Origin of the sequence: Caldicellulosiruptor acetigenus (assembly GCF_026914305.1) — a bacterium.
Taxonomy (GTDB): Bacteria; Bacillota; Thermoanaerobacteria; order Caldicellulosiruptorales; family Caldicellulosiruptoraceae; genus Caldicellulosiruptor; species Caldicellulosiruptor acetigenus.
The window spans coordinates 2,570,492-2,587,974 of record NZ_CP113866.1 but is presented as its reverse complement, the minus strand read 5'-3'; the positions used below and the strand labels follow the sequence as shown (position 1 = coordinate 2,587,974).

The 17,483-nt window shown below is 35.6% G+C and carries 19 protein-coding genes and 1 pseudogene; 13 read left to right on the top strand and 7 right to left on the bottom strand.

From position 1 onward, the window contains the following. Positions 1 to 37 precede the first annotated feature (37 nt). Complete coding sequence (locus OTK01_RS12590; RefSeq protein ID WP_013431553.1) at positions 38 to 670, bottom strand: flavodoxin family protein; 633 nt, start codon at positions 668 to 670, stop codon at positions 38 to 40. A 269-nt stretch (positions 671 to 939) separates the two neighbouring features. On the opposite strand from OTK01_RS12590, the gene OTK01_RS12585 reads away from it, so the two are divergent. From OTK01_RS12585 to OTK01_RS12535, 11 genes and pseudogenes are all read left to right on the top strand, one after another. Beyond that, positions 940 to 1,692 carry a DeoR/GlpR family DNA-binding transcription regulator gene (locus OTK01_RS12585; RefSeq protein ID WP_029227868.1) on the top strand — a complete coding sequence of 251 codons (753 nt, stop codon included), beginning with the start codon at positions 940 to 942 and terminating at the stop codon, positions 1,690 to 1,692. Positions 1,693 to 1,719: 27 nt separating this feature from the next. Next, positions 1,720 to 2,667 carry a 1-phosphofructokinase gene (gene pfkB / locus OTK01_RS12580; protein WP_029227867.1) on the top strand — a complete coding sequence of 316 codons (948 nt, stop codon included), beginning with the start codon at positions 1,720 to 1,722 and terminating at the stop codon, positions 2,665 to 2,667. After that, positions 2,658 to 3,107, top strand: coding sequence for a PTS sugar transporter subunit IIA (locus OTK01_RS12575; protein ID WP_029227866.1), 450 nt, complete (start codon positions 2,658 to 2,660; stop codon positions 3,105 to 3,107). The genes pfkB and OTK01_RS12575 overlap by 10 nt, the downstream gene beginning before the upstream one ends. A 21-nt stretch (positions 3,108 to 3,128) precedes the next feature. Beyond that, positions 3,129 to 4,493 carry a PTS fructose transporter subunit IIC gene (locus tag OTK01_RS12570; protein ID WP_029227865.1) on the top strand — a complete coding sequence of 455 codons (1,365 nt, stop codon included), beginning with the start codon at positions 3,129 to 3,131 and terminating at the stop codon, positions 4,491 to 4,493. A 79-nt stretch (positions 4,494 to 4,572) separates the two neighbouring features. Next, on the top strand, positions 4,573 to 4,833 hold the full coding sequence (locus OTK01_RS12565) for an HPr family phosphocarrier protein (RefSeq protein WP_013431304.1): 261 nt from the start codon (positions 4,573 to 4,575) through the stop codon (positions 4,831 to 4,833). Continuing rightward, positions 4,826 to 6,517, top strand: a complete 1,692-nt coding sequence (gene ptsP, locus OTK01_RS12560) for a phosphoenolpyruvate--protein phosphotransferase (protein ID WP_029671906.1) — start codon at positions 4,826 to 4,828, stop codon at positions 6,515 to 6,517. Before OTK01_RS12565 ends, ptsP begins: the two co-directional genes overlap by 8 nt. A gap of 73 nt (positions 6,518 to 6,590) precedes the next feature. Beyond that, a pseudogene (locus tag OTK01_RS12555) lies at positions 6,591 to 6,743 on the top strand (acetylxylan esterase); the annotation flags it as partial. Positions 6,744 to 6,905: 162 nt separating this feature from the next. After that, the gene (locus OTK01_RS12550; protein WP_029227863.1) at positions 6,906 to 7,688 is read left to right on the top strand and encodes an ABC transporter ATP-binding protein; all 783 of its coding nucleotides are present in this window, start codon (positions 6,906 to 6,908) and stop codon (positions 7,686 to 7,688) included. Continuing rightward, complete coding sequence (locus OTK01_RS12545; protein ID WP_029227862.1) at positions 7,681 to 9,363, top strand: hypothetical protein; 1,683 nt, start codon at positions 7,681 to 7,683, stop codon at positions 9,361 to 9,363. Before OTK01_RS12550 ends, OTK01_RS12545 begins: the two co-directional genes overlap by 8 nt. Before the next feature lie 22 nt (positions 9,364 to 9,385). Beyond that, positions 9,386 to 9,730 carry a hypothetical protein gene (locus OTK01_RS12540; RefSeq protein WP_232841648.1) on the top strand — a complete coding sequence of 115 codons (345 nt, stop codon included), beginning with the start codon at positions 9,386 to 9,388 and terminating at the stop codon, positions 9,728 to 9,730. Continuing rightward, a complete protein-coding gene (locus tag OTK01_RS12535; RefSeq protein ID WP_232841647.1) occupies positions 9,727 to 10,158 on the top strand; it encodes a CPBP family intramembrane glutamic endopeptidase in 432 nt (143 codons plus the stop codon). Before OTK01_RS12540 ends, OTK01_RS12535 begins: the two co-directional genes overlap by 4 nt. 281 nt (positions 10,159 to 10,439) lie before the next feature. Here OTK01_RS12535 and OTK01_RS12530 read toward each other — a convergent pair whose 3' ends face one another. Continuing rightward, a complete protein-coding gene (locus OTK01_RS12530) occupies positions 10,440 to 11,612 on the bottom strand; it encodes a hypothetical protein (protein ID WP_029227861.1) in 1,173 nt (390 codons plus the stop codon). Positions 11,613 to 11,875: 263 nt separating this feature from the next. Here OTK01_RS12530 and OTK01_RS12525 point away from each other — a divergent pair, with 263 nt between their 5' ends. Next, entirely contained in the window at positions 11,876 to 12,157 is a 282-nt protein-coding gene (locus OTK01_RS12525) for an SHOCT domain-containing protein (protein ID WP_013431562.1), read from the top strand. A gap of 69 nt (positions 12,158 to 12,226) precedes the next feature. Here the strand turns inward: OTK01_RS12525 and rbr are convergent, their stop codons facing one another. The 5 genes from rbr to OTK01_RS12500 form a co-directional block, all read right to left on the bottom strand. Further along, positions 12,227 to 12,763, bottom strand: a complete 537-nt coding sequence (gene rbr, locus OTK01_RS12520; RefSeq protein ID WP_013404300.1) for a rubrerythrin — start codon at positions 12,761 to 12,763, stop codon at positions 12,227 to 12,229. A gap of 24 nt (positions 12,764 to 12,787) precedes the next feature. Continuing rightward, positions 12,788 to 13,192 carry a Fur family transcriptional regulator gene (locus tag OTK01_RS12515; protein ID WP_029227860.1) on the bottom strand — a complete coding sequence of 135 codons (405 nt, stop codon included), beginning with the start codon at positions 13,190 to 13,192 and terminating at the stop codon, positions 12,788 to 12,790. A gap of 170 nt (positions 13,193 to 13,362) precedes the next feature. Next, a complete protein-coding gene (locus OTK01_RS12510; protein ID WP_029227859.1) occupies positions 13,363 to 15,039 on the bottom strand; it encodes a glycoside hydrolase family 13 protein in 1,677 nt (558 codons plus the stop codon). A 132-nt stretch (positions 15,040 to 15,171) separates the two neighbouring features. Then, on the bottom strand, positions 15,172 to 15,798 hold the full coding sequence (locus tag OTK01_RS12505) for a glycerol-3-phosphate acyltransferase (RefSeq protein ID WP_029227858.1): 627 nt from the start codon (positions 15,796 to 15,798) through the stop codon (positions 15,172 to 15,174). Positions 15,799 to 15,800: 2 nt separating this feature from the next. Continuing rightward, positions 15,801 to 16,895: a glycosyltransferase family 2 protein gene (locus tag OTK01_RS12500; RefSeq protein ID WP_029227857.1), complete on the bottom strand. Its 1,095-nt coding sequence runs from the start codon at positions 16,893 to 16,895 to the stop codon at positions 15,801 to 15,803. A 337-nt stretch (positions 16,896 to 17,232) separates the two neighbouring features. Here OTK01_RS12500 and OTK01_RS12495 point away from each other — a divergent pair, with 337 nt between their 5' ends. Further along, the gene (locus tag OTK01_RS12495) at positions 17,233 to 17,478 is read left to right on the top strand and encodes a TM1266 family iron-only hydrogenase system putative regulator (RefSeq protein WP_013431568.1); all 246 of its coding nucleotides are present in this window, start codon (positions 17,233 to 17,235) and stop codon (positions 17,476 to 17,478) included. Positions 17,479 to 17,483 lie beyond the last annotated feature (5 nt).

The window sequence follows — 17,483 nt, the reverse complement described above, 5'->3', positions numbered from 1 at the left end:
TTTGGAAGTAAGTTTTTCCAAAACCCCCTCTTTTTTATTATCTTATAAAATTGGTAACTACTTTTGGTTCTTTTGCAGGCTCTAAAACACTGCCTTTTCCATTTTCAACAAGCTTCAAAAGCCAAGCCATGTTTTTGCCAAGCACTCTCATAATTTGAACACCTTCTTCATCTTGCAAAACCTCGCCAGGAAGAGTACCGTGAATGATGTTCCAGTAATTTGATGATGCAATAAGCATTTCTGCATAGTTTAGGTATTGCAAAAGCTGCAAAAAAGCTTGTGTTCCACCAGAACGTCTTACTGCCACCAGAGCTGCACCTACTTTGTGGCGCAACAAATTTCCATTTGCACCAGAGACATAAAAGGCTCTGTCCAAAAACGCTTTCATTGTAGCTGAAATTGATGAGTAGTGAACAGGAGAACCCAAGATTATTCCATCTGCGTTTTTCATAAGCCCAATCCACTCGTTTACCTCATCATCAATTACACATCTTTCGTTTTTGTTTTTTGCGCACATTCCACAGGCAAGACAACCCCGAATTAGTTTGTCACCAACATGGACAATTTCAACCTCTATTCCTTCCTTTTCCAGCTCCTGTGCTACTATTTTTATAGCATGATATGTATTTCCTTCTTTTCGTGGACTTCCATTGAATGCAACAACTTTCACTTTTAAATCACCTCATGCTCATACTCTCAGTTTTTTCAATATCAATATACTCCTTTGATTTCTGACAGTCAATATTCTTCTTTTTCACTTTTCACAATACCATCTTATTATATATGTGCAAATCAAACAAATTTAGACAAGAAGGCATATATTTTTTGTAAAAGGTGCTTGACAGGGCAGCTTTCATGTTCTATAATGAAATTAATCATAAATGAGCATAAATGATTAAATTCATTCATCGAAATGAGCACAAACGAAAGGTGAATAAAATGTTTGCAGAGGAAAGGAAAAGTAAAATAGCGCAGATGATAAAAAGTGGGCAAAGTGTCAAGGTTTCAGAGCTTGCAAAGCTGTTTGGTGTGTCAGAGTCTACTATCAGAAGGGATTTGGCGGAGCTTGAAGCTCTGGGGATAATAAAAAGAACTCATGGTGGGGCGGTCAACAATTTTATTACCTCTTTTGAGCCTTCTTTTGCAGAAAAAGAGGACAAGTTTGCAAAAGAAAAGGAGTACATAGGAAAACTTGCAGCAAGCTTTATCAAAGATGGTGATACCATCATCCTTGATTCTGGAACAACAACCCAATACATTGCACGAAACATAAATGCAAAAAATATAACTATAATAACCAACTCAGTAAATATAGCATACGAACTTTCTAACAATGATAATCTTGAAGTGATTGTGACAGGTGGAGTGATAAGGACAAAGACAAAGGCTCTTGTTGGAGATATAACGCAAAGCATACTAAGACAATTTAGGGTTGACAAAGCTTTTGTGGCAGCAAACGGAGTGTCGATAGAGTTTGGAGTTACAACTCCAAGCCATGTTGAAGCTGCTATAAAAAGAGCAATGATAGAAAATGCAAAAGAGGTGTTTTTGGTTGCAGACAGTTCAAAATTTGGCCAGGTTACTTTTTCACTCATATGTCCTGTAAACAGGCTTGATTATATTATAACTGATAAGATGGATGACAGACAAAGAGCAGAGTATGAAAAACTTGGTGTGAAGGTCATCACGTAAAACTTTAAATTTCAAGGTGGGATCAAATTGATTTATACAGTTACACTAAATCCAGCAATAGACATGACAATATACATCGATACTCTAAAAAAAGGGCAGGTAAACAGAAGTTATTGTTGCTTGATTGATGCTGGTGGGAAAGGCATCAATGTCTCAAAGGTTATAAAAGCATTGGGCGGGCAGTCAATCGCTCTTGGTTTTTTAGGAAATGACAACAAGGATTGGTTTTTGAAATATTTAAAAGACATGCAGCTTGATTTTGACTTCATTCTTGTGGATGGTCTTACACGAACAAACATCAAGATTGTTGAGACAGCGCAAAAGGTTTATACCGACCTCAATCAAAATGGTTTTGAAGTGAAGAAGAAAGACATAAGTCTTTTGTTTGAAAAGATAGATAGGATAGCAAAAACTGATGACATCTTTGTGCTCTCAGGAAGCCTTCCGCCTGGTGCAGATGAGGATGTGTATGTAGAGCTTATAAGAATGCTAAAACAAAAAGGTGCAAAGGTTATATTTGATGCTGACGGAAAAGCGCTTGAGAGAGGCGTTTTAGAAAAGCCAGATGTTATAAAGCCAAATATCCACGAATTTAAATGTCTTTTTGATGTTGATGAAAATGATTTAAATTCTATTGTAAGTTCAGCAAGAAAGCTCATAGAAAGTGGGATAAAAAAGGTTTTGATTTCGATGGGAGCAAAGGGTGCAGTTTTTGTGACAGAAAACATGTGGTTATTTGCAAAGGCAGCTGAGGTTGAGGTAAAAAGCACAACAGGCGCGGGCGATTCAATGGTTGCAGCTATTTCTTATGGGCTTTCGCAAAATATGGATGATGTATCTATTTTCAAGCTTGCTTTAGCATGTGCAGCGGCAAAAGTTTCAAAGGAGGGTGTAAAACCGCCTGAGAAAAATGAAATTGAGGAGTTTTTGGAAAAAATAAAATTAGAAAGGCTGGGGGAAATAAAATGGATATAAAAACTTTGTTTTCACCATCAAGAATGAGTTTTGATCTGCAAGCAGAGACAAAAGAAGCAGTTATTGACGAGCTTATAGATCTTCTCTATAAAGATGGAAAACTATCTGATAAAGAAAAGTTTAAAAAGGCAGTTATAAAACGTGAAGAAGAATTTTCAACAGGTATAGGTATGGGCATTGCAATTCCTCATGGGAAAGATAGTTCAGTTTTAGAGCCTTGTATTACCTTTGGTGTTTCTAAAAAAGGGGTAGATTTTGATTCTATGGATGGAGAGCCTGCATATATATTCTTTCTAATTGCAGTTCCTGAAAATGCGGATGATACACATCTTCATGTATTAAGTTTTATATCACGAAAACTTATGCATGAAGATGTGAGAAAAAAATTATATAATGCTAAGTCTTTTGAAGATGTCATAACTGCTTTTGAAGAAAAATAAAAAATGAGGAGGAATGGGAAGATGAAAAAAATTGTGGCTGTCACATCTTGCCCCACTGGAATTGCCCACACGTACATGGCGGCAGAGGCACTTCAGATGGCGGCAAAAGAGCTTGGGGTTGAAATCAAGGTCGAAACAAGAGGGTCTGTCGGTGCAGAAAATGAGATAACTCCAGAGGATTTGAAACAAGCACATGCGGTAATTTTAGCCTGTGACACCAAGATTGACGAAGATAGGTTCCAAGGATTGCCAATTGTACGAGCAAGTGTGAAAGATGCTATCAAAGATCCCAAAAGGCTTATCACAAAGGCTATGAACATGGAGAAGAAGGACTATGTTGATAAGGTCTTTGAGGCCAAGAAAGAAGCAAAAGAAAAAGCAACTGGTGTTTATAAGCATTTGATGACAGGTGTTTCTTATATGATTCCATTTGTTGTTGCAGGTGGTATTTTAATTGCAATATCCTTTGCGTTTGGTATCAAAGCTTTTGAACAAAAAGGAACACTTGCAGCAGCGCTCATGGACATAGGCGGTGGCAGTGCATTTTATCTCATGGTTCCAATACTGGCTGGCTTTATTGCATTTTCGATTGCAGACAGGCCTGGGCTTGTACCAGGAATGATAGGTGGGCTTTTAGCAAATAAACTTGGAGCAGGTTTTTTGGGCGGCATTGTTGCAGGGTTTGCAGCCGGGTATTTAGTTGCATGGCTTAAGAAAACCATAAAGCTACCAAAGACAATGGAAGGTTTGATGCCGGTATTGATACTCCCTGTTTTGTCAACATTGATTATTGGTTTGGGTATGATATATGTTGTAGGCGAACCTGTTGCAGCTTTAAATAAGGCAATGACTGAATGGCTCAAGAGCATGAGCAGTGGCAGCGCTGTGTTACTTGGAATAATTTTGGGTTTGATGATGGCGTTTGATATGGGTGGACCTGTCAACAAAGCTGCATATACATTTGCTGTATCAACTTTGGCGGCAGGTCAGCCTTCAACAATAATGGCTGCAGTGATGGCAGCAGGTATGACACCACCACTTGGTTTGGCACTTGCAACCTTGATAGCAAAGGATAAATTTACAACAGAAGAAAGAGAAGCAGGAAAGGCAGCATTCTTCCTTGGGATTTCATTTATAACTGAAGGTGCTATTCCATTTGCTGCAGCAGACCCGCTGAGGGTTATTCCATCTATTATGATTGGATCAGCAGTAACTTCGGCCCTGAGCATTTTGTTCAAATGTACTTTAGCAGTTCCACATGGCGGGATATTTGTACTGCCGATACCAAACGCTGTAGGAAATTTGCTCTTGTATGCGGTGGCTATTGCAATAGGAACAGTTGTAACAGCACTTATAGTTTCAGTTTTAAAGCCAAAGAAGGTTTGATAAAAAGCTTTCGAGGCAGGTGAGTGCCTGCCTTTTCTTCTTTCAAATAAACTTATCATATGTCGGAGGAGGATTTTAAATGGTTGAAGCTAAAGTTGTTTTAAAAAATCCAACAGGTCTTCACGCAAGGCCTGCCAGCATATTTGTGACTGAAGCGGGGAAGTTTAAAAGTGATATTTTTATTATAAAAGACGGGAAGGAAGTAAATGCAAAAAGTATTTTAAACATCTTAGCAATGGGCGCTAAAAAAGGTGATGAAATTATTCTCAAAGTTGTAGGCGAAGATGAAGACCAAGCTTTAAAACGTTTAGTGGATTTGTTAGAGAATCTAAATGAGTAAGTTGATGGGGGTAAATAGTGTGGTGATAAAAGGCATTCCTGTCTCAGAAGGAATTGGATTAGGAAGAGCAGTTGTAATCAAAGAAAGTGAACATACAATCAAAAAGACAAAAATAGAGGATACTGGTGCTGAACTGAGACGCTTTTTGGATAGCATAGAAAAAGCAAAAGAACAGATAAGGAAGATAAAAGCCGCGACTCAGGAAAGTTTGGGCGAAAAAAACGCAATGATTTTTGATGCCCATCTTTTAATCCTTGATGACCCAGAATTTGTAAGTATGGTAAAGGGGAAGATAGAAGAAGGGATAAATGCTGAGTTTGCCATTGATGAATCGGCAAGATTTTTTGAAAATATTCTTTTGAGCTTAGAAGATGAATATATGAGAGAGAGGGCAAATGATATAAAAGATGTAGCTTTAAGACTAATTAGAATTTTGAATGGAGAAGAACAAATAGACCTAAAGAATCTTCCTGATGGCAGTATTTTGGTTGCTCATGACCTTACCCCTTCACAAACAGCCCAAATAAATAAACAAAATGTGCGGGGATTTGTCACAGAGAAAGGTGGCAAAACTTCTCATACAGCAATAATTGCAAGAACATACGAAATTCCTGCAGTTGTTGGTGTAGTGGACATAGTCAATAGTGTAAAAGATGGAGATTTTTTGATTGTGGATGGATATGAGGGGTTTGTCTATGTGAATCCTGAAGAAGATTTAATAAAGGAGTATGAAAAGAAGCTTGTGGAAGAAAAGAGGAGAAAAGAAGAGTTAAAAAGCTTTTTGTATGTTGAGTCCAAGACACAAGATGGGAAAAGGATAAAACTGTTTGCAAATATTGCGCATATAGAAGAGATTGACGCTGCCCTGAAAAATGGAGCAGAAGGAATTGGGCTTTTCAGAACAGAGTTTTTGTTCATGGATAGAAGCCAGCCACCATCAGAAGATGAACAGTTTGAAGTTTATAAAACTGTACTTGAAAAGATGGAAGACAAGCCGGTTATTATAAGAACTTTGGATGTCGGGGGCGACAAGAATATTTCATATTTAAATATAGATAAAGAAGAAAATCCTTTTTTGGGATACAGAGCTATCAGGCTCTGCTTAGGAAATAAAGAGCTTTTTAAAACTCAGCTGAGGGCGCTTTTAAGAGCATCTATTTATGGAAAACTCAAAATAATGTTTCCTATGATAACCTGTATTGATGAAGTGTATCAGGCAAAATGGATTATCCAGGAAGCCAAAGAAGAGCTCAAAAAAGAAAATATTAGCTACTCACAAAACATCGAAATTGGTATAATGATAGAAACTCCTGCTGCAGCAGTTATATCAGATGTTTTGGCTAAAGAAGTTGACTTTTTTAGCATAGGAACAAATGACCTTATCCAGTACACCCTTGCAATTGACAGGACAAATGATAAAGTGTCGTACCTGTACAATCCTTTGCACCCGGCGATTTTGAGACTTATTAAGATGACAGTCGAAAATGCTCACAAAAGAGGCATAGAGGTTGGAGTGTGCGGAGAGATTGCATCAAACCAGGAATTTGTTCCTGTTTTGATAGGACTTGGTGTTGATGAGCTAAGCGTAAATCCTTCTAAGATATTAAATGTAAAGAAGAAAATTTTACAAACAAGGTATGAAGGAGAAAACCTTGGTGTAAAAGAGCTTTTAAATTGGCAGTAAAGTAAAAAGAAAATAGCAGGGCTGGATTTGAGAAGCTAAAGTGAAAAAACAGTCCTGCTTTTTGTTTTCTTAAATAAACGCAATCTGCCCACCATCTACCCAGTTTGCAGCTTACAACAAGATACAATCCAAAAAACAAATGCTCATCTACCCTGACTTTGGCCATGAGACTATATTTGGGCTAAATGATAAGATTTTTATGTATTTTATGGAGATGCTAAAGTAATCAATTTCAAAAAAGATTAAAAGCAAACGGCAGGGGTACAGTTTAAGAAAAACTTGCCTCAGCCTTTTTTGTTTTCTAAAGTAGTATTTTATGGTATAATTATGACAAAATGAGGCTATAAGATGATTGTATTGAAGCTTTTATATAAAAAGGGTGGTAGGGTTGAGATATATATTGTCGGTAAAAGACCTCTACATGGACTATGGGCAGGGTAATGTCCTCAATGGTATTAGCTTTGATGTAGAACCTGGCCAGATTGTGGGCTATATTGGGCCAAATGGTGCGGGCAAAAGCACTACAATAAAAATCTTCTTAGGGATTATTACAAATTACACGGGCAAGGTTGAGATTTTTGGAGAGGACATTAGAAACAAGTATCTTTATAAAAAGAGGATTGGGTATGTTCCGGAAATCATAGAACTATATGAAAGTCTTACTGCAATGGAATATCTGAATTTTGTCGGTCAACTTTACGGGCTTTCTGAGCGGCAGATAACAAAAAGAGCTATGAAACTCATTGAAATGTTTGATTTGCAAGAAGCAATTAATTCCAGACTTTCTACATATTCTAAGGGTATGAGACAGAAGCTTGCTATTGTTGCAAGCCTTATTCACAATCCTGACTTGTTATTTTTTGATGAACCACTAACAGGCCTTGATGCTAATTCTGCAACGGTCTTCAAAGAACTTATGAAAGAGCTCAAAAATGAAGGCAAAACCATATTTTATTCTTCACATATTATGGAAGTGGTTGAAAGAGTGAGCGATAGAATTATCCTTCTAAATCAAGGGACAATTGTTGCAGATGGTCCTTTTGAAGAACTTGCGCAAAAGCTCAAACAAAAAAATTTAGAAGAGCTTTTCAATCAGTTGACTGGCTTTACAAATCATCAGGATATTGCAAAAGAAATTATAAGCATTATAAAGGGGGAAAGGGATGAGTAATAATAATTTTTTGGCTATAAAGATTTTAGAAATGTTCTCTGGCATAATTCGAAAATGGGGAATAAATTTTGATGTTGCAAAGACAATTCTTGTGTATAAATTTTTAATGTCGAAAAGAACTCTGCCGAGTTTTTCAAGAACCTCTCAAATTGATAGGGTGACAAAAGTTTTTGTAATTATTATAGAACTAGTTTTAGGTTTCATCCCAGCTATATTTATACTTATTGATGCACCAATATTTGTTAAACTTTCACTTAATATAGCTATTTTAATGTTTCTTCTTATTAGCACAATTATTTCTGACATTTCATGGTTTATATTGGACATAGCTGAAAAAAACATCATTTTATCAAAACCTGTAGATGATAAAACATACTCATTTGCTAAAAATTATTTTATTGTAGTTATGATTTTTTCAAAAACAATCCGAGTTTTTATTCCATCTTTAATTTTAGTTTTATTCAAATACAATATAGTTTTTTTCATTGTGCTTGTATTAATTTATTTTCTCTTGGTAATTTTTTCTTACTGCATTTGCCACTTACTTTATGCAGGTATCTTGGTTTATTTTGATGGTGAAAAGCTAAAGGATGTAATTGTGAGTTTTCAGATAGTTTTTATGATTATAGCAACTGCAGCTTATCAGCTTGCTGGAAGAATAGTGCAGATAATCGGCAGCGTACACTTCGGAAAAGTTCAATATTTCTGGGTATATCTACTTCCTTCTTCATGGTTTGCGGCTGTGTTTGAGGTTTTGTTTGGTAAAAACAAGAATTCAGTATATATTGTGTTAAGTGTATTTTCGATTGTCATTACTTTAGCAGTTTTGCTTCTTCAAATTTTTTACACAGGCAAGATTTTGGAAAAGAATCTTGTAAAACTCAACAGCGGAGAAGTAGAGGTAAAACCCAAAATATACAAAATAGGATTTTTGACAAATCTTTTTTTGAGAAATGGCATTCAGAGAGCTTCGTATATCTTTGCAAAAGCTCAGCTTAAAAGAGATAGGACACTGAAAAGTATTATTTACCCTACTATTGCAACATTTTTGGTAGTTGTTATTGCACCGGCTATTCAGTTTATTTTCGATAAATCTGATCATCAAAAGTATTTTAACATTCAATTTTTCTTCTTGTATTCAATGTATGCTTTCATAATAGGCGTTATCAGTACACTGCCAGCTATTCAAATTACAAGTAACAAGAATGCTTCATGGATTTACAATGCTATGCCCATTGAAGATCCATTTGATATAAAAAAAGGTGCATATTTAGCTTTTGTTTTCACAATTGTTGTTAGGTTATTTATTCTACTATCAATTGGCATGTTCATATTCTTGAGAAATTCATTGATAGACTATTTAATAATATTCTTTGTTCTCATATTCTTCTCAACTTTAATGTTTCCACTTGCAACTGCCCAAATGCCATTTTCACTCGATATCAAAGAAAGAGGAACAGGAAAAAAAGGCTCAGGTTTGACTTATTTGATGTATATAGCAATTGGTATAGGATTAGGATTTGTTCACGGATGGTTGCCGAAAGAATACAAACCTATTTTTTTGGCAGGATTAATCTTGCTTGATACAATTTTGTGGATCTTGACATTTGAAATGTCAGGTCTTTTCAAAAGCATAGATAATTCTGTGGCTAAACAAACATACAAAAGATTGTAGTTTAAGGTGGTAAGATTTGAGCATGGTAAAGGCTATGAAAGAGATTTTTAAATATATCGGCTTATTATTTTTAAGTATGTTGATAATTTCAGTGGGAGCATTAATTTTTACATCCACACCACCAACTACCCTGCTTTATATAGGGGGTGCCTTTTTGTTTATGGTGTTTGCTTTAATTTCTTTGAAAAGAAATAAAGTAAATATCTTAGAGCTCTGTAGTTTTCATAGAATAACAATAAAGGATATTATTTTTTCAGTCTTATTAGCAATATCTTTTTTATTCGTATATGGTGGAATTTGTGGACTTACGGGAATAGAGAATTTGATTCCTGACAGAAATGAGTATTACAATAGATATCAAGAATGAAAAAGAGCGGAATAGTTTCAATGGGCATATCAATGGCATTAGTAGCTCCATTTTTTGAAGAATTCATATTCAGAGGATTGATTTTTGGGGTAATGCAAAAAAACAGATTAAATATTTTTGTAGCGATTGTTGTTCAAGCATTGCTGTTTGGTTTAATTCATTTAAATTTATATCAGGGTATATTTGCATTTTTCATTGGAATTTTTTTAGCACTTGCGTTATATTGGACAGGTTCAATTTGGAGCTCAATTGTGATGCATTTTACAGTTAATTCTCTTGCTGTTATTGTAATTTTGTTTTCTGATTCGGTCAATTTAAATGAAGAGGTTTCCCCAAAGGCCCTCATTTTACCTTTTATAATTGGAGTTGTTTTGATGTGCATAGCAATTAAACATTTTCTTTCTATTAAAATCAGGGCCTCAAAGTAATTTAAGGTATGAATAAGATATCCTTATAATAAATGCTGCAATAGACGCCCAATTAGAGAGTTTTTTCGAAATCCAAAGGGGGAATATCAGCAATCCTACAACAGACCTTTTTTGCTAGGAATGAAACTCCCCCTTTTATAATTTCAGCGTAGATTTTTGAACGATTATAACTTTTTTTATGTCTAAAAAAAATTGTCGAATTTTAAAATCTTATTAAAAAACAAAAGGGATCTGCTATTTGGAAAGTATTGGCAGACCCCAAGATCTTATAAAGGTTGTTACTACATCTTCATTCCTTCTATTGGCAAGCCCAGCTTTTTGAATATATTTTCTAAATTCTTCTGCATGATTTCAAAGTCTTTGTCAGTAAGCTTTGTCATATCAATGCCTTTTGATATATCGATTTTAGGTACCTTAATATTTGCATTTATAGAGTTTATAACACCCTTCATGTCAAACATAATCTTAAAACCGTTAGAGTCTTTTAAGTAAAAATACAATCTCTCGCCCTTTAGGTTATTTTTGTCATCAATCATGATTCTATACTGAAGGGTAAAAGGTGGAATTTGTGGCTTTACTTCATCAATGGCATAAACAGCACTGCCAACAGCTTGAGTGTAGTTTGCACTTACTTGATTTAAGATTTCATTTACGTTAAAATCCTCAGGTTTAAGTCCTTCTCCTTCAGATAACATCTGTGTCTGAAGGATTGCTTTGGAATCTTCAAGTATTAGCTTTAAAACTTGAAGTATAAACTCTTTTGTTTTAGCGTCATTTGCTGCTTTTGTTAAAATGGCTTTTACAATCTCTAAGCTTGAGTCTTTGTTAAATTCAAAAATGACCTCGCTACAGCTCTGTTTTTTACCATCGCTGAAGACAACTTCCACCTTTTTGTCAGAAAGCTTAGCAGCAGCTGCAAGTTTAGGCATCAGAACCTCAGCATAGCTCGCCACCAATTCTTGAAGCTGTTTATTAGATCTTACATCAAACAACTTTGTATATTTCTCGACGTCAATCTGAATAGGCATGTTCTTGTAGGCATCGCTGAGTTTTACATATAGTGGTTTTGAATAAATTTGTGGGAAGTTGTAAACAGCCAATTCTTTGTTGACGTAAATAGATCCACTTAAAACTTGTTTGTTGTTGTAATACAGGTTTAGTGCCATATTAGTTTCATAGTTGTAAACATCTGCTACAACTCTTGCTTTTATATACATTTTCTTTAAAAACTCTTCCAATTTCTTATCTTCTGCTGTTGCATTTTTGCCTGCAGAGAGTCTGAAGTCAATTCTTATCTCTTCATCAACCGTTTTTGCGTTTTGTGCCTGCAGATAAGCAATTCCCGCCTTCAAAAGTGCAGTAGAATTTGTTTGAGAATATGCAACAGAAGAAATCACAACACTTAAAACAACTACAAATGTGATGAGCAGCTTTATTGATCTTTTCAGTTTCAAAAAAATTACCCCCTCGTGTATTTTTAATAATTGAATATATGCTAAGTATATCCAAAAAATCTTCTACTGTCAATAATTTTTTGAAATAACAGATTAATACGCCGGAGAAAAATAATAATCTGACTATTTACAAGTTATGCTTTTTCAAACATCGACTAAATTGAATTTACACATTCTTTACAATTTAATCATACTTTCTTCACATTAAAGGGGTATTATAGATAATGTAAACAAAACCTGATTGAAAGGAGTTGACAATAACAATGATGAGACATTTTTATAACGACTTTGATGGTCTTTGGGGACTTCATATGATAGGAGGTTGGCTTGTGGGTATTTTATTTTTGATAGTATTAGTTGTTATAATAATTTATGCTATTAACAAATTTAGCCAATTGTATATGCAAACTAAAAGAAATGGTTTGCAATCTTCCTCACCAGAAGACGAAGCGCTTAAGATTTTAAATATGCGATTTGCAAATGGTGAGATAACTGAAGAAGAGTATGAGAGGAAAAAACGATTGATTCAAAATAAACAACTTTAAAAATTTAAAGGCTGCCACATGCTACTTCAGGAAGTTCAACCCCAAAGTAGGTGGCAGCCTTTAAAATTTTTAATAGTTTTCAGCTCTTATCTCAAAGAACGACTGTGGATGTTTGCAGGTTGGACATACCTTTGGAGCTTCTTTGCCAACATGCACATAGCCGCAGTTTCTGCATTTCCAAACAACAACATCATCTTTTACAAATACCTTGCCGTTTTCAACGTTTTCAAGGAGTTTTCTGTATCTTTCTTCATGTTTTTCCTCAACCTTTGCAACAAACTCAAAAGCAATAGCTATCTCTTCAAATCCTTCTTCTCTTGCAACCCTTGCAAACTCTTTGTACATCTCAGCCCATTCGTAATGTTCGCCTTCTGCAGCAGCTTTTAGGTTTTCTTGAGTGTTGCCAATTCCGTTTAAGAACTTGAAAAACAGCTTCGCGTGTTCTTTCTCATTTTCAGCAGTCTCCTCGAAGATTGCTGCAATTTGCTCATATCCTTCTTTTCTTGCCTGGGATGCAAAATAGGTATACTTGTTTCTTGCCTGAGACTCACCAGCAAACGCCGCCCACAAGTTCTTTTCTGTCTGTGTTCCTTTCAAATCCTTCATTTTAAAACTCAACCTCCCATAAACTTATGATAGATTTTTATTTTTACAATAAGGGCATAAGCCCTTATAGTAGACGTAAATTTCCTCAACATCAAAGCTTGGGTCTAAAGAAGTCTCAATTGAGTCTTTTGAGACTAAAAAGTCGTAAATCTTTCCGCATACCTTGCACTGAAAATGTCCGTGGACAGATGTGTCAGCATCAAACCTTGCTATATTCTCTTCAATTGTTATCATCTGTGCAAGCCCTTTTTCAATAAAAAGGCTTAAAGTGTTATACACCGATGTTTTAGAAAGTGTTGGAATCTCTTTTGAAAGACTACTGTACACTTCTTCTGCTGTGGGGTGTGTTTTGTGCTTTGTCAAGTACTCATAGATTTTCAGCCTTATTAAAGATGGTTTTATTCCTTTTTTCTCGAGCTGCTCTTTCAATAGATTTAGATCATTAATCTTGGTCGCCCCCTGTGAACTTATTTTAGTATTGAACTAATTACAATTTTATTATAATTACAACTTTTAATTTTGTCAATAAGAATTTTGAAAATTACTTTTTAAAAACAAAAGGGCTGTTTTTGTCATCATTGACAGCCCTTTTTACCTTCTTATATTTTATATACCCTCGACTCATATGGTTTTAAAACAATTTTTTGTTGAATATCATCTTCAACCTCATAATTGCTGATTAAAAGCTCAGGTTGATTGGAGAATATTTCTTTTGGTGCGCAAAATTCCACTTCTTCTTCTGAAAAGTTCATAACAACAAGAAGTTTTTCATTTCCATAGCTTCTTGTGTATGCAAAGATTTTTTCATCATTTTCATAAAGCATCTGAACATCACCATATACAACTGCCGGATGTGTTTTTCGCAGCTGGATAAGTTTTTTGTAGTAGTAAAAGATAGAATCTTTGTCAGCAAGAGCCTTCTTCACATTTATTTCTTTGTAATTTGGATTTACCTTTATCCACGGCTTTCCTGTTGTAAACCCTGCGTTATTTGAGTCGTCCCATTGCATTGGAGTTCTTGCATGGTCTCTGCTTCTTTTGTTCAGGATTTCTAAAATGCTATCATCTGACATACCTTTTTCCTTCATTTCACGGTAAAAGTTAAGTGTTTCAATGTCTCTGAATTCATCAATACTTTCAAACTTGCAGTTTGTCATGCCAATCTCTTCGCCTTGATAGATGTAAGGAGTTCCCTGCCATGTATGAAGCAAAGTTGCCAAAAGCTTAGCAGACTCAACCCTGTATTCTTTATCATTGCCGAAACGTGAGACCATCCTTGGCTGGTCGTGATTGTTAAGGTAAAGCGAATTCCAGCCTTTGTCTTTCAATGCCAAATACCACTTGTACATTATTTTTTTCAAATCAGTTAATTTCCAGGGATTTACATTCCATTTGCTACCTTCACAGTCCATGTCCATATGTTCAAAATGAAAGAGCATATTAAGCTCATTTCTGTCATACTCCACATACAGCTTTGCAATCTCAGGAGTTACAAATGGAGTTTCACCTACTGTCATAATGTCGTATTTGCTCAAGACTAGTCTATTCATCTCCTGCAGATATTCATGAACGCGCGGACCGTTTGCATAGTATTTGAAACCAACAAGTCCTCCTTTTTTTTCGCCTTCTCTATCGTCTGGTAGTCCTTCCACCTTGGAGATAAGGTTTATCACATCCATTCTAAAACCGTCTATACCCTTGTCAAGCCACCACTTCATCATTTTATAAACTTCCTGACGGACCTGAGGATTGTCCCAGTTGAGGTCGGGCTGCTTTGTTGCAAAAAGATGTAGATAGTACTCTCCAGTCTGTGGGTCATACTCCCAGGCAGAACCACCAAAAAAGGATGTCCAGTTATTGGGAGGTCCGCCGTTTTTCCCAGGTCGCCAGAAATAAAAGTTTCTGTAAGGACTATCTTTTGATTTTCTTGACTCCAAAAACCATTTATGTTCGTCAGATGTGTGGTTCACAACAAGGTCCATTACAATTTTAATTCCTCTTTTGTGGGCTTCATTCAAGAGTCTATCAAAGTCTTCCATTGTACCAAACTCATCCATGATGTCATAGTAATCGCTGATGTCATAGCCGTTGTCTGCATTTGGAGATTTGTAAATAGGATTTAGCCAAATGACATCCACTCCAAGTTCTTGTAGATAATCAAGTTTTTCTATTATTCCTGGCAAATCTCCAATTCCATCACCGTTTGAGTCATAAAAGCTTCGAGGATAGATTTGATATACAACAGCTTCCTTCCACCACTTTTTGTGCAAGTCAATCACTTCTCCTTTCAATAAAGTATAGCATATAAATAGTATAACATAAATTTTACAAAAACAGTAGGCATTACTTGCTATACAAAACATTATCAGGACAAAAGATACTAAACTATTCTTTTGAGGAAAAAGAATTTATTTTTTTATCTCATGTTGTCTATCAGTGAGCGAAATATAAAAAGTAGCAAGTTTTTCCTTGTTTTTATATATCATTATAATTAGGTTTAAAAACCACAAAGTCAAAAGATAGACCGAAAAGTTATTCAAATAAAGATATGCTCCCACAATTGTAAAACCGAGCACTACCATAAAAGCATCCTCTTCTGTTGAGGTAGGACCACCATGCTTTAGCTTTTTTGCTATTAAAAAGAGCAGGGCAAGTACTACCGCATAGAAAAGAGAAACCCTAAAACGAGTTGTAGCACTCCACACTCCAAATGTAGTTGCAATTGCTTTTCCGCCTTTAAATCTTAGGAAAGGCGAAAATGCATGGCCCAAGATTGGTGCAATTGCTCCGGCAATTATATACGATTTTGGAAGGTAGCCTTTCTCAACAAAGTACACAAGAGGAAAATAACCTTTTAAAAAGTCTAAGGCAACACCTAAGAGCCCAATTTTAAACCCAACTGCCTGTATCAAATTAAATGCACCGGGATTTCCATCTCCAACAGCTGTTATATCCTTTTTAAATAGCATTCCAAGCCAGTAAGAGAACATGAGAGAACCGCAAAAAAACTCTAATAGCACGATAAAAACAATCATCCCTATTTACCCCCTACTTCTATTTGTCTTCCTTTCCACCACACACTTCCTGTAAATTTGACCTGGTAAAATGAGTATAAAACCATGAACAGGAAAAAAGCTGTAGATACAAAATGAAAAAGAGGCATCACAATTCCAAAATTTCCTATGTATCTTTGAAGGTAGAGAATCTGGACAAAATAAAGTAAATATGCTAACAAAAATATCTTAAAAAGAGAATGGTGTGCAAAAAACAAAAAAGGTGTCAAAAATCCTGACAACGAAAGTCCTAAAACCCACAGAGCAATTAAGATTGTGGTCTTTCTTTGTAGAAGCTGCATTGAAAGCGCTGCACTTTTTGCAATACCATGAACCTGGCTTTTAATACCATTTGGATACATTCTGAACCAGACTGTGTCAATACCAAGATAATTTTCTATATTGATGTTGAAGCTACTCAAGCGTTTGCCAAGGCTCAAATCATCTGTCACTTTGCTGCAGATGCTTTTGTGACCACCTATCTTTTGGTAATCTTCTCGGAAAAGTGCAATGCATGAACCATAAAGTCCTTTTTGTTTGCTTTTTCTCTCATATGGTGATGTGAAGGCAAAAACACCAAGTATGTTGACAATCATGCACAGCTTTTCGTAAAACTTTTCAGTTTTATGATATGGAATTACAGAGATTGCTCCTTTGGATTTAAAAAGTGCTTTTGTGAGCTTTTCAATGCCATCTTCAGAGAGTCGAACATCAGCATCTAAAAAGATTAGAATCTGTCCTAATGAGTGCAAATACCCGTTCCACAAAGCCCAGTTTTTTCCTGTCCAGCCCTTTGGAATTGGAGGGTTATCGATTACTTTCACATCAAAGCTTTTTGCAATCTCCTTTGTTTTGTCATCTGAAAAGTCGTTTACAACTATTACTTCATAGGGCTTTAAAGACTGTCTTTTGAGCGACTCGAGCAAGAAGGGAAGGTTCTTTTCTTCATTTCGAGCAGGGATAATGACCGAGACTTTCACATCAGGCAGTTCAGTAGTTTCTTCTTGATCTAAGGAGATTTTTGCGAAGAGGATAAAACCTACTGCCCAGCATATCAAAAATAAAAAGAAAACAGCCATTTTATTTCAACTCCTTTTGCCACTTTTTTGTTGCTCATTGCTTATTTTTTGTTGCTCATTGCTTACTATCATTATATCATATATGCTGTAGTTTGAAGTGAATAAAGATATTTTTGCTGAAGGAGATTAAAATAGTGTTTTAATTTACTAAAAACTATGTTATAATATTAACAAACAAAACATTTGCTCCTGACTTAGAGGGCAAAGTAGCCTGATAAGGAGGGGAATTGGATTGAAGTCAGCAAGAATAAGGCTTGTATCCACCTCTTTTGGCTAAAAAGGTTAAAAAAGTCAGGAGAGGTGGATTTATTTTTTTAGAAAAGGGAATGGTGTTTTTATGGAAAGGCGGATTGGAGTTATTGGAATTGTGGTTGAGAACAGGAAAGAGGTGTCAGATAAGCTCAACAAAATCCTAAGTGACCATGGTGATATTATTGTTGGGAGAATGGGTATACCATATAAAGAAAGAGGGCTTTGTGTGATTTCGCTCATTGTTGATGGGACAACTGATGAGATTGGTGCGCTCACAGGTAAACTTGGTAGCTTGCCAGGTGTTAAGGTAAAAAGTGCTCTTACTAAATAAGAAAT

Excerpts from the sequence above, each read along its gene's own strand:
- OTK01_RS12585 (WP_029227868.1), top strand. The coding sequence starts at position 940 with ATGTTTGCAGAGGAAAGGAAAAGTAAAATAGCGCAGATGATAAAAAGT.
- OTK01_RS12575 (WP_029227866.1), top strand. The coding sequence starts at position 2,658 with ATGGATATAAAAACTTTGTTTTCACCATCAAGAATGAGTTTTGATCTG.
- OTK01_RS12570 (WP_029227865.1), top strand. The coding sequence starts at position 3,129 with ATGAAAAAAATTGTGGCTGTCACATCTTGCCCCACTGGAATTGCCCAC.
- OTK01_RS12565 (WP_013431304.1), top strand. The coding sequence starts at position 4,573 with ATGGTTGAAGCTAAAGTTGTTTTAAAAAATCCAACAGGTCTTCACGCA.
- ptsP (WP_029671906.1), top strand. The coding sequence starts at position 4,826 with ATGAGTAAGTTGATGGGGGTAAATAGTGTGGTGATAAAAGGCATTCCT.
- OTK01_RS12545 (WP_029227862.1), top strand. The coding sequence starts at position 7,681 with ATGAGTAATAATAATTTTTTGGCTATAAAGATTTTAGAAATGTTCTCT.
- OTK01_RS12540 (WP_232841648.1), top strand. The coding sequence starts at position 9,386 with ATGGTAAAGGCTATGAAAGAGATTTTTAAATATATCGGCTTATTATTT.
- OTK01_RS12535 (WP_232841647.1), top strand. The coding sequence starts at position 9,727 with ATGAAAAAGAGCGGAATAGTTTCAATGGGCATATCAATGGCATTAGTA.
- OTK01_RS12525 (WP_013431562.1), top strand. The coding sequence starts at position 11,876 with ATGATGAGACATTTTTATAACGACTTTGATGGTCTTTGGGGACTTCAT.
- rbr (WP_013404300.1), bottom strand. The coding sequence starts at position 12,763 with ATGAAGGATTTGAAAGGAACACAGACAGAAAAGAACTTGTGGGCGGCG.
- OTK01_RS12505 (WP_029227858.1), bottom strand. The coding sequence starts at position 15,798 with ATGATTGTTTTTATCGTGCTATTAGAGTTTTTTTGCGGTTCTCTCATG.
- OTK01_RS12500 (WP_029227857.1), bottom strand. The coding sequence starts at position 16,895 with ATGGCTGTTTTCTTTTTATTTTTGATATGCTGGGCAGTAGGTTTTATC.
- OTK01_RS12495 (WP_013431568.1), top strand. The coding sequence starts at position 17,233 with ATGGAAAGGCGGATTGGAGTTATTGGAATTGTGGTTGAGAACAGGAAA.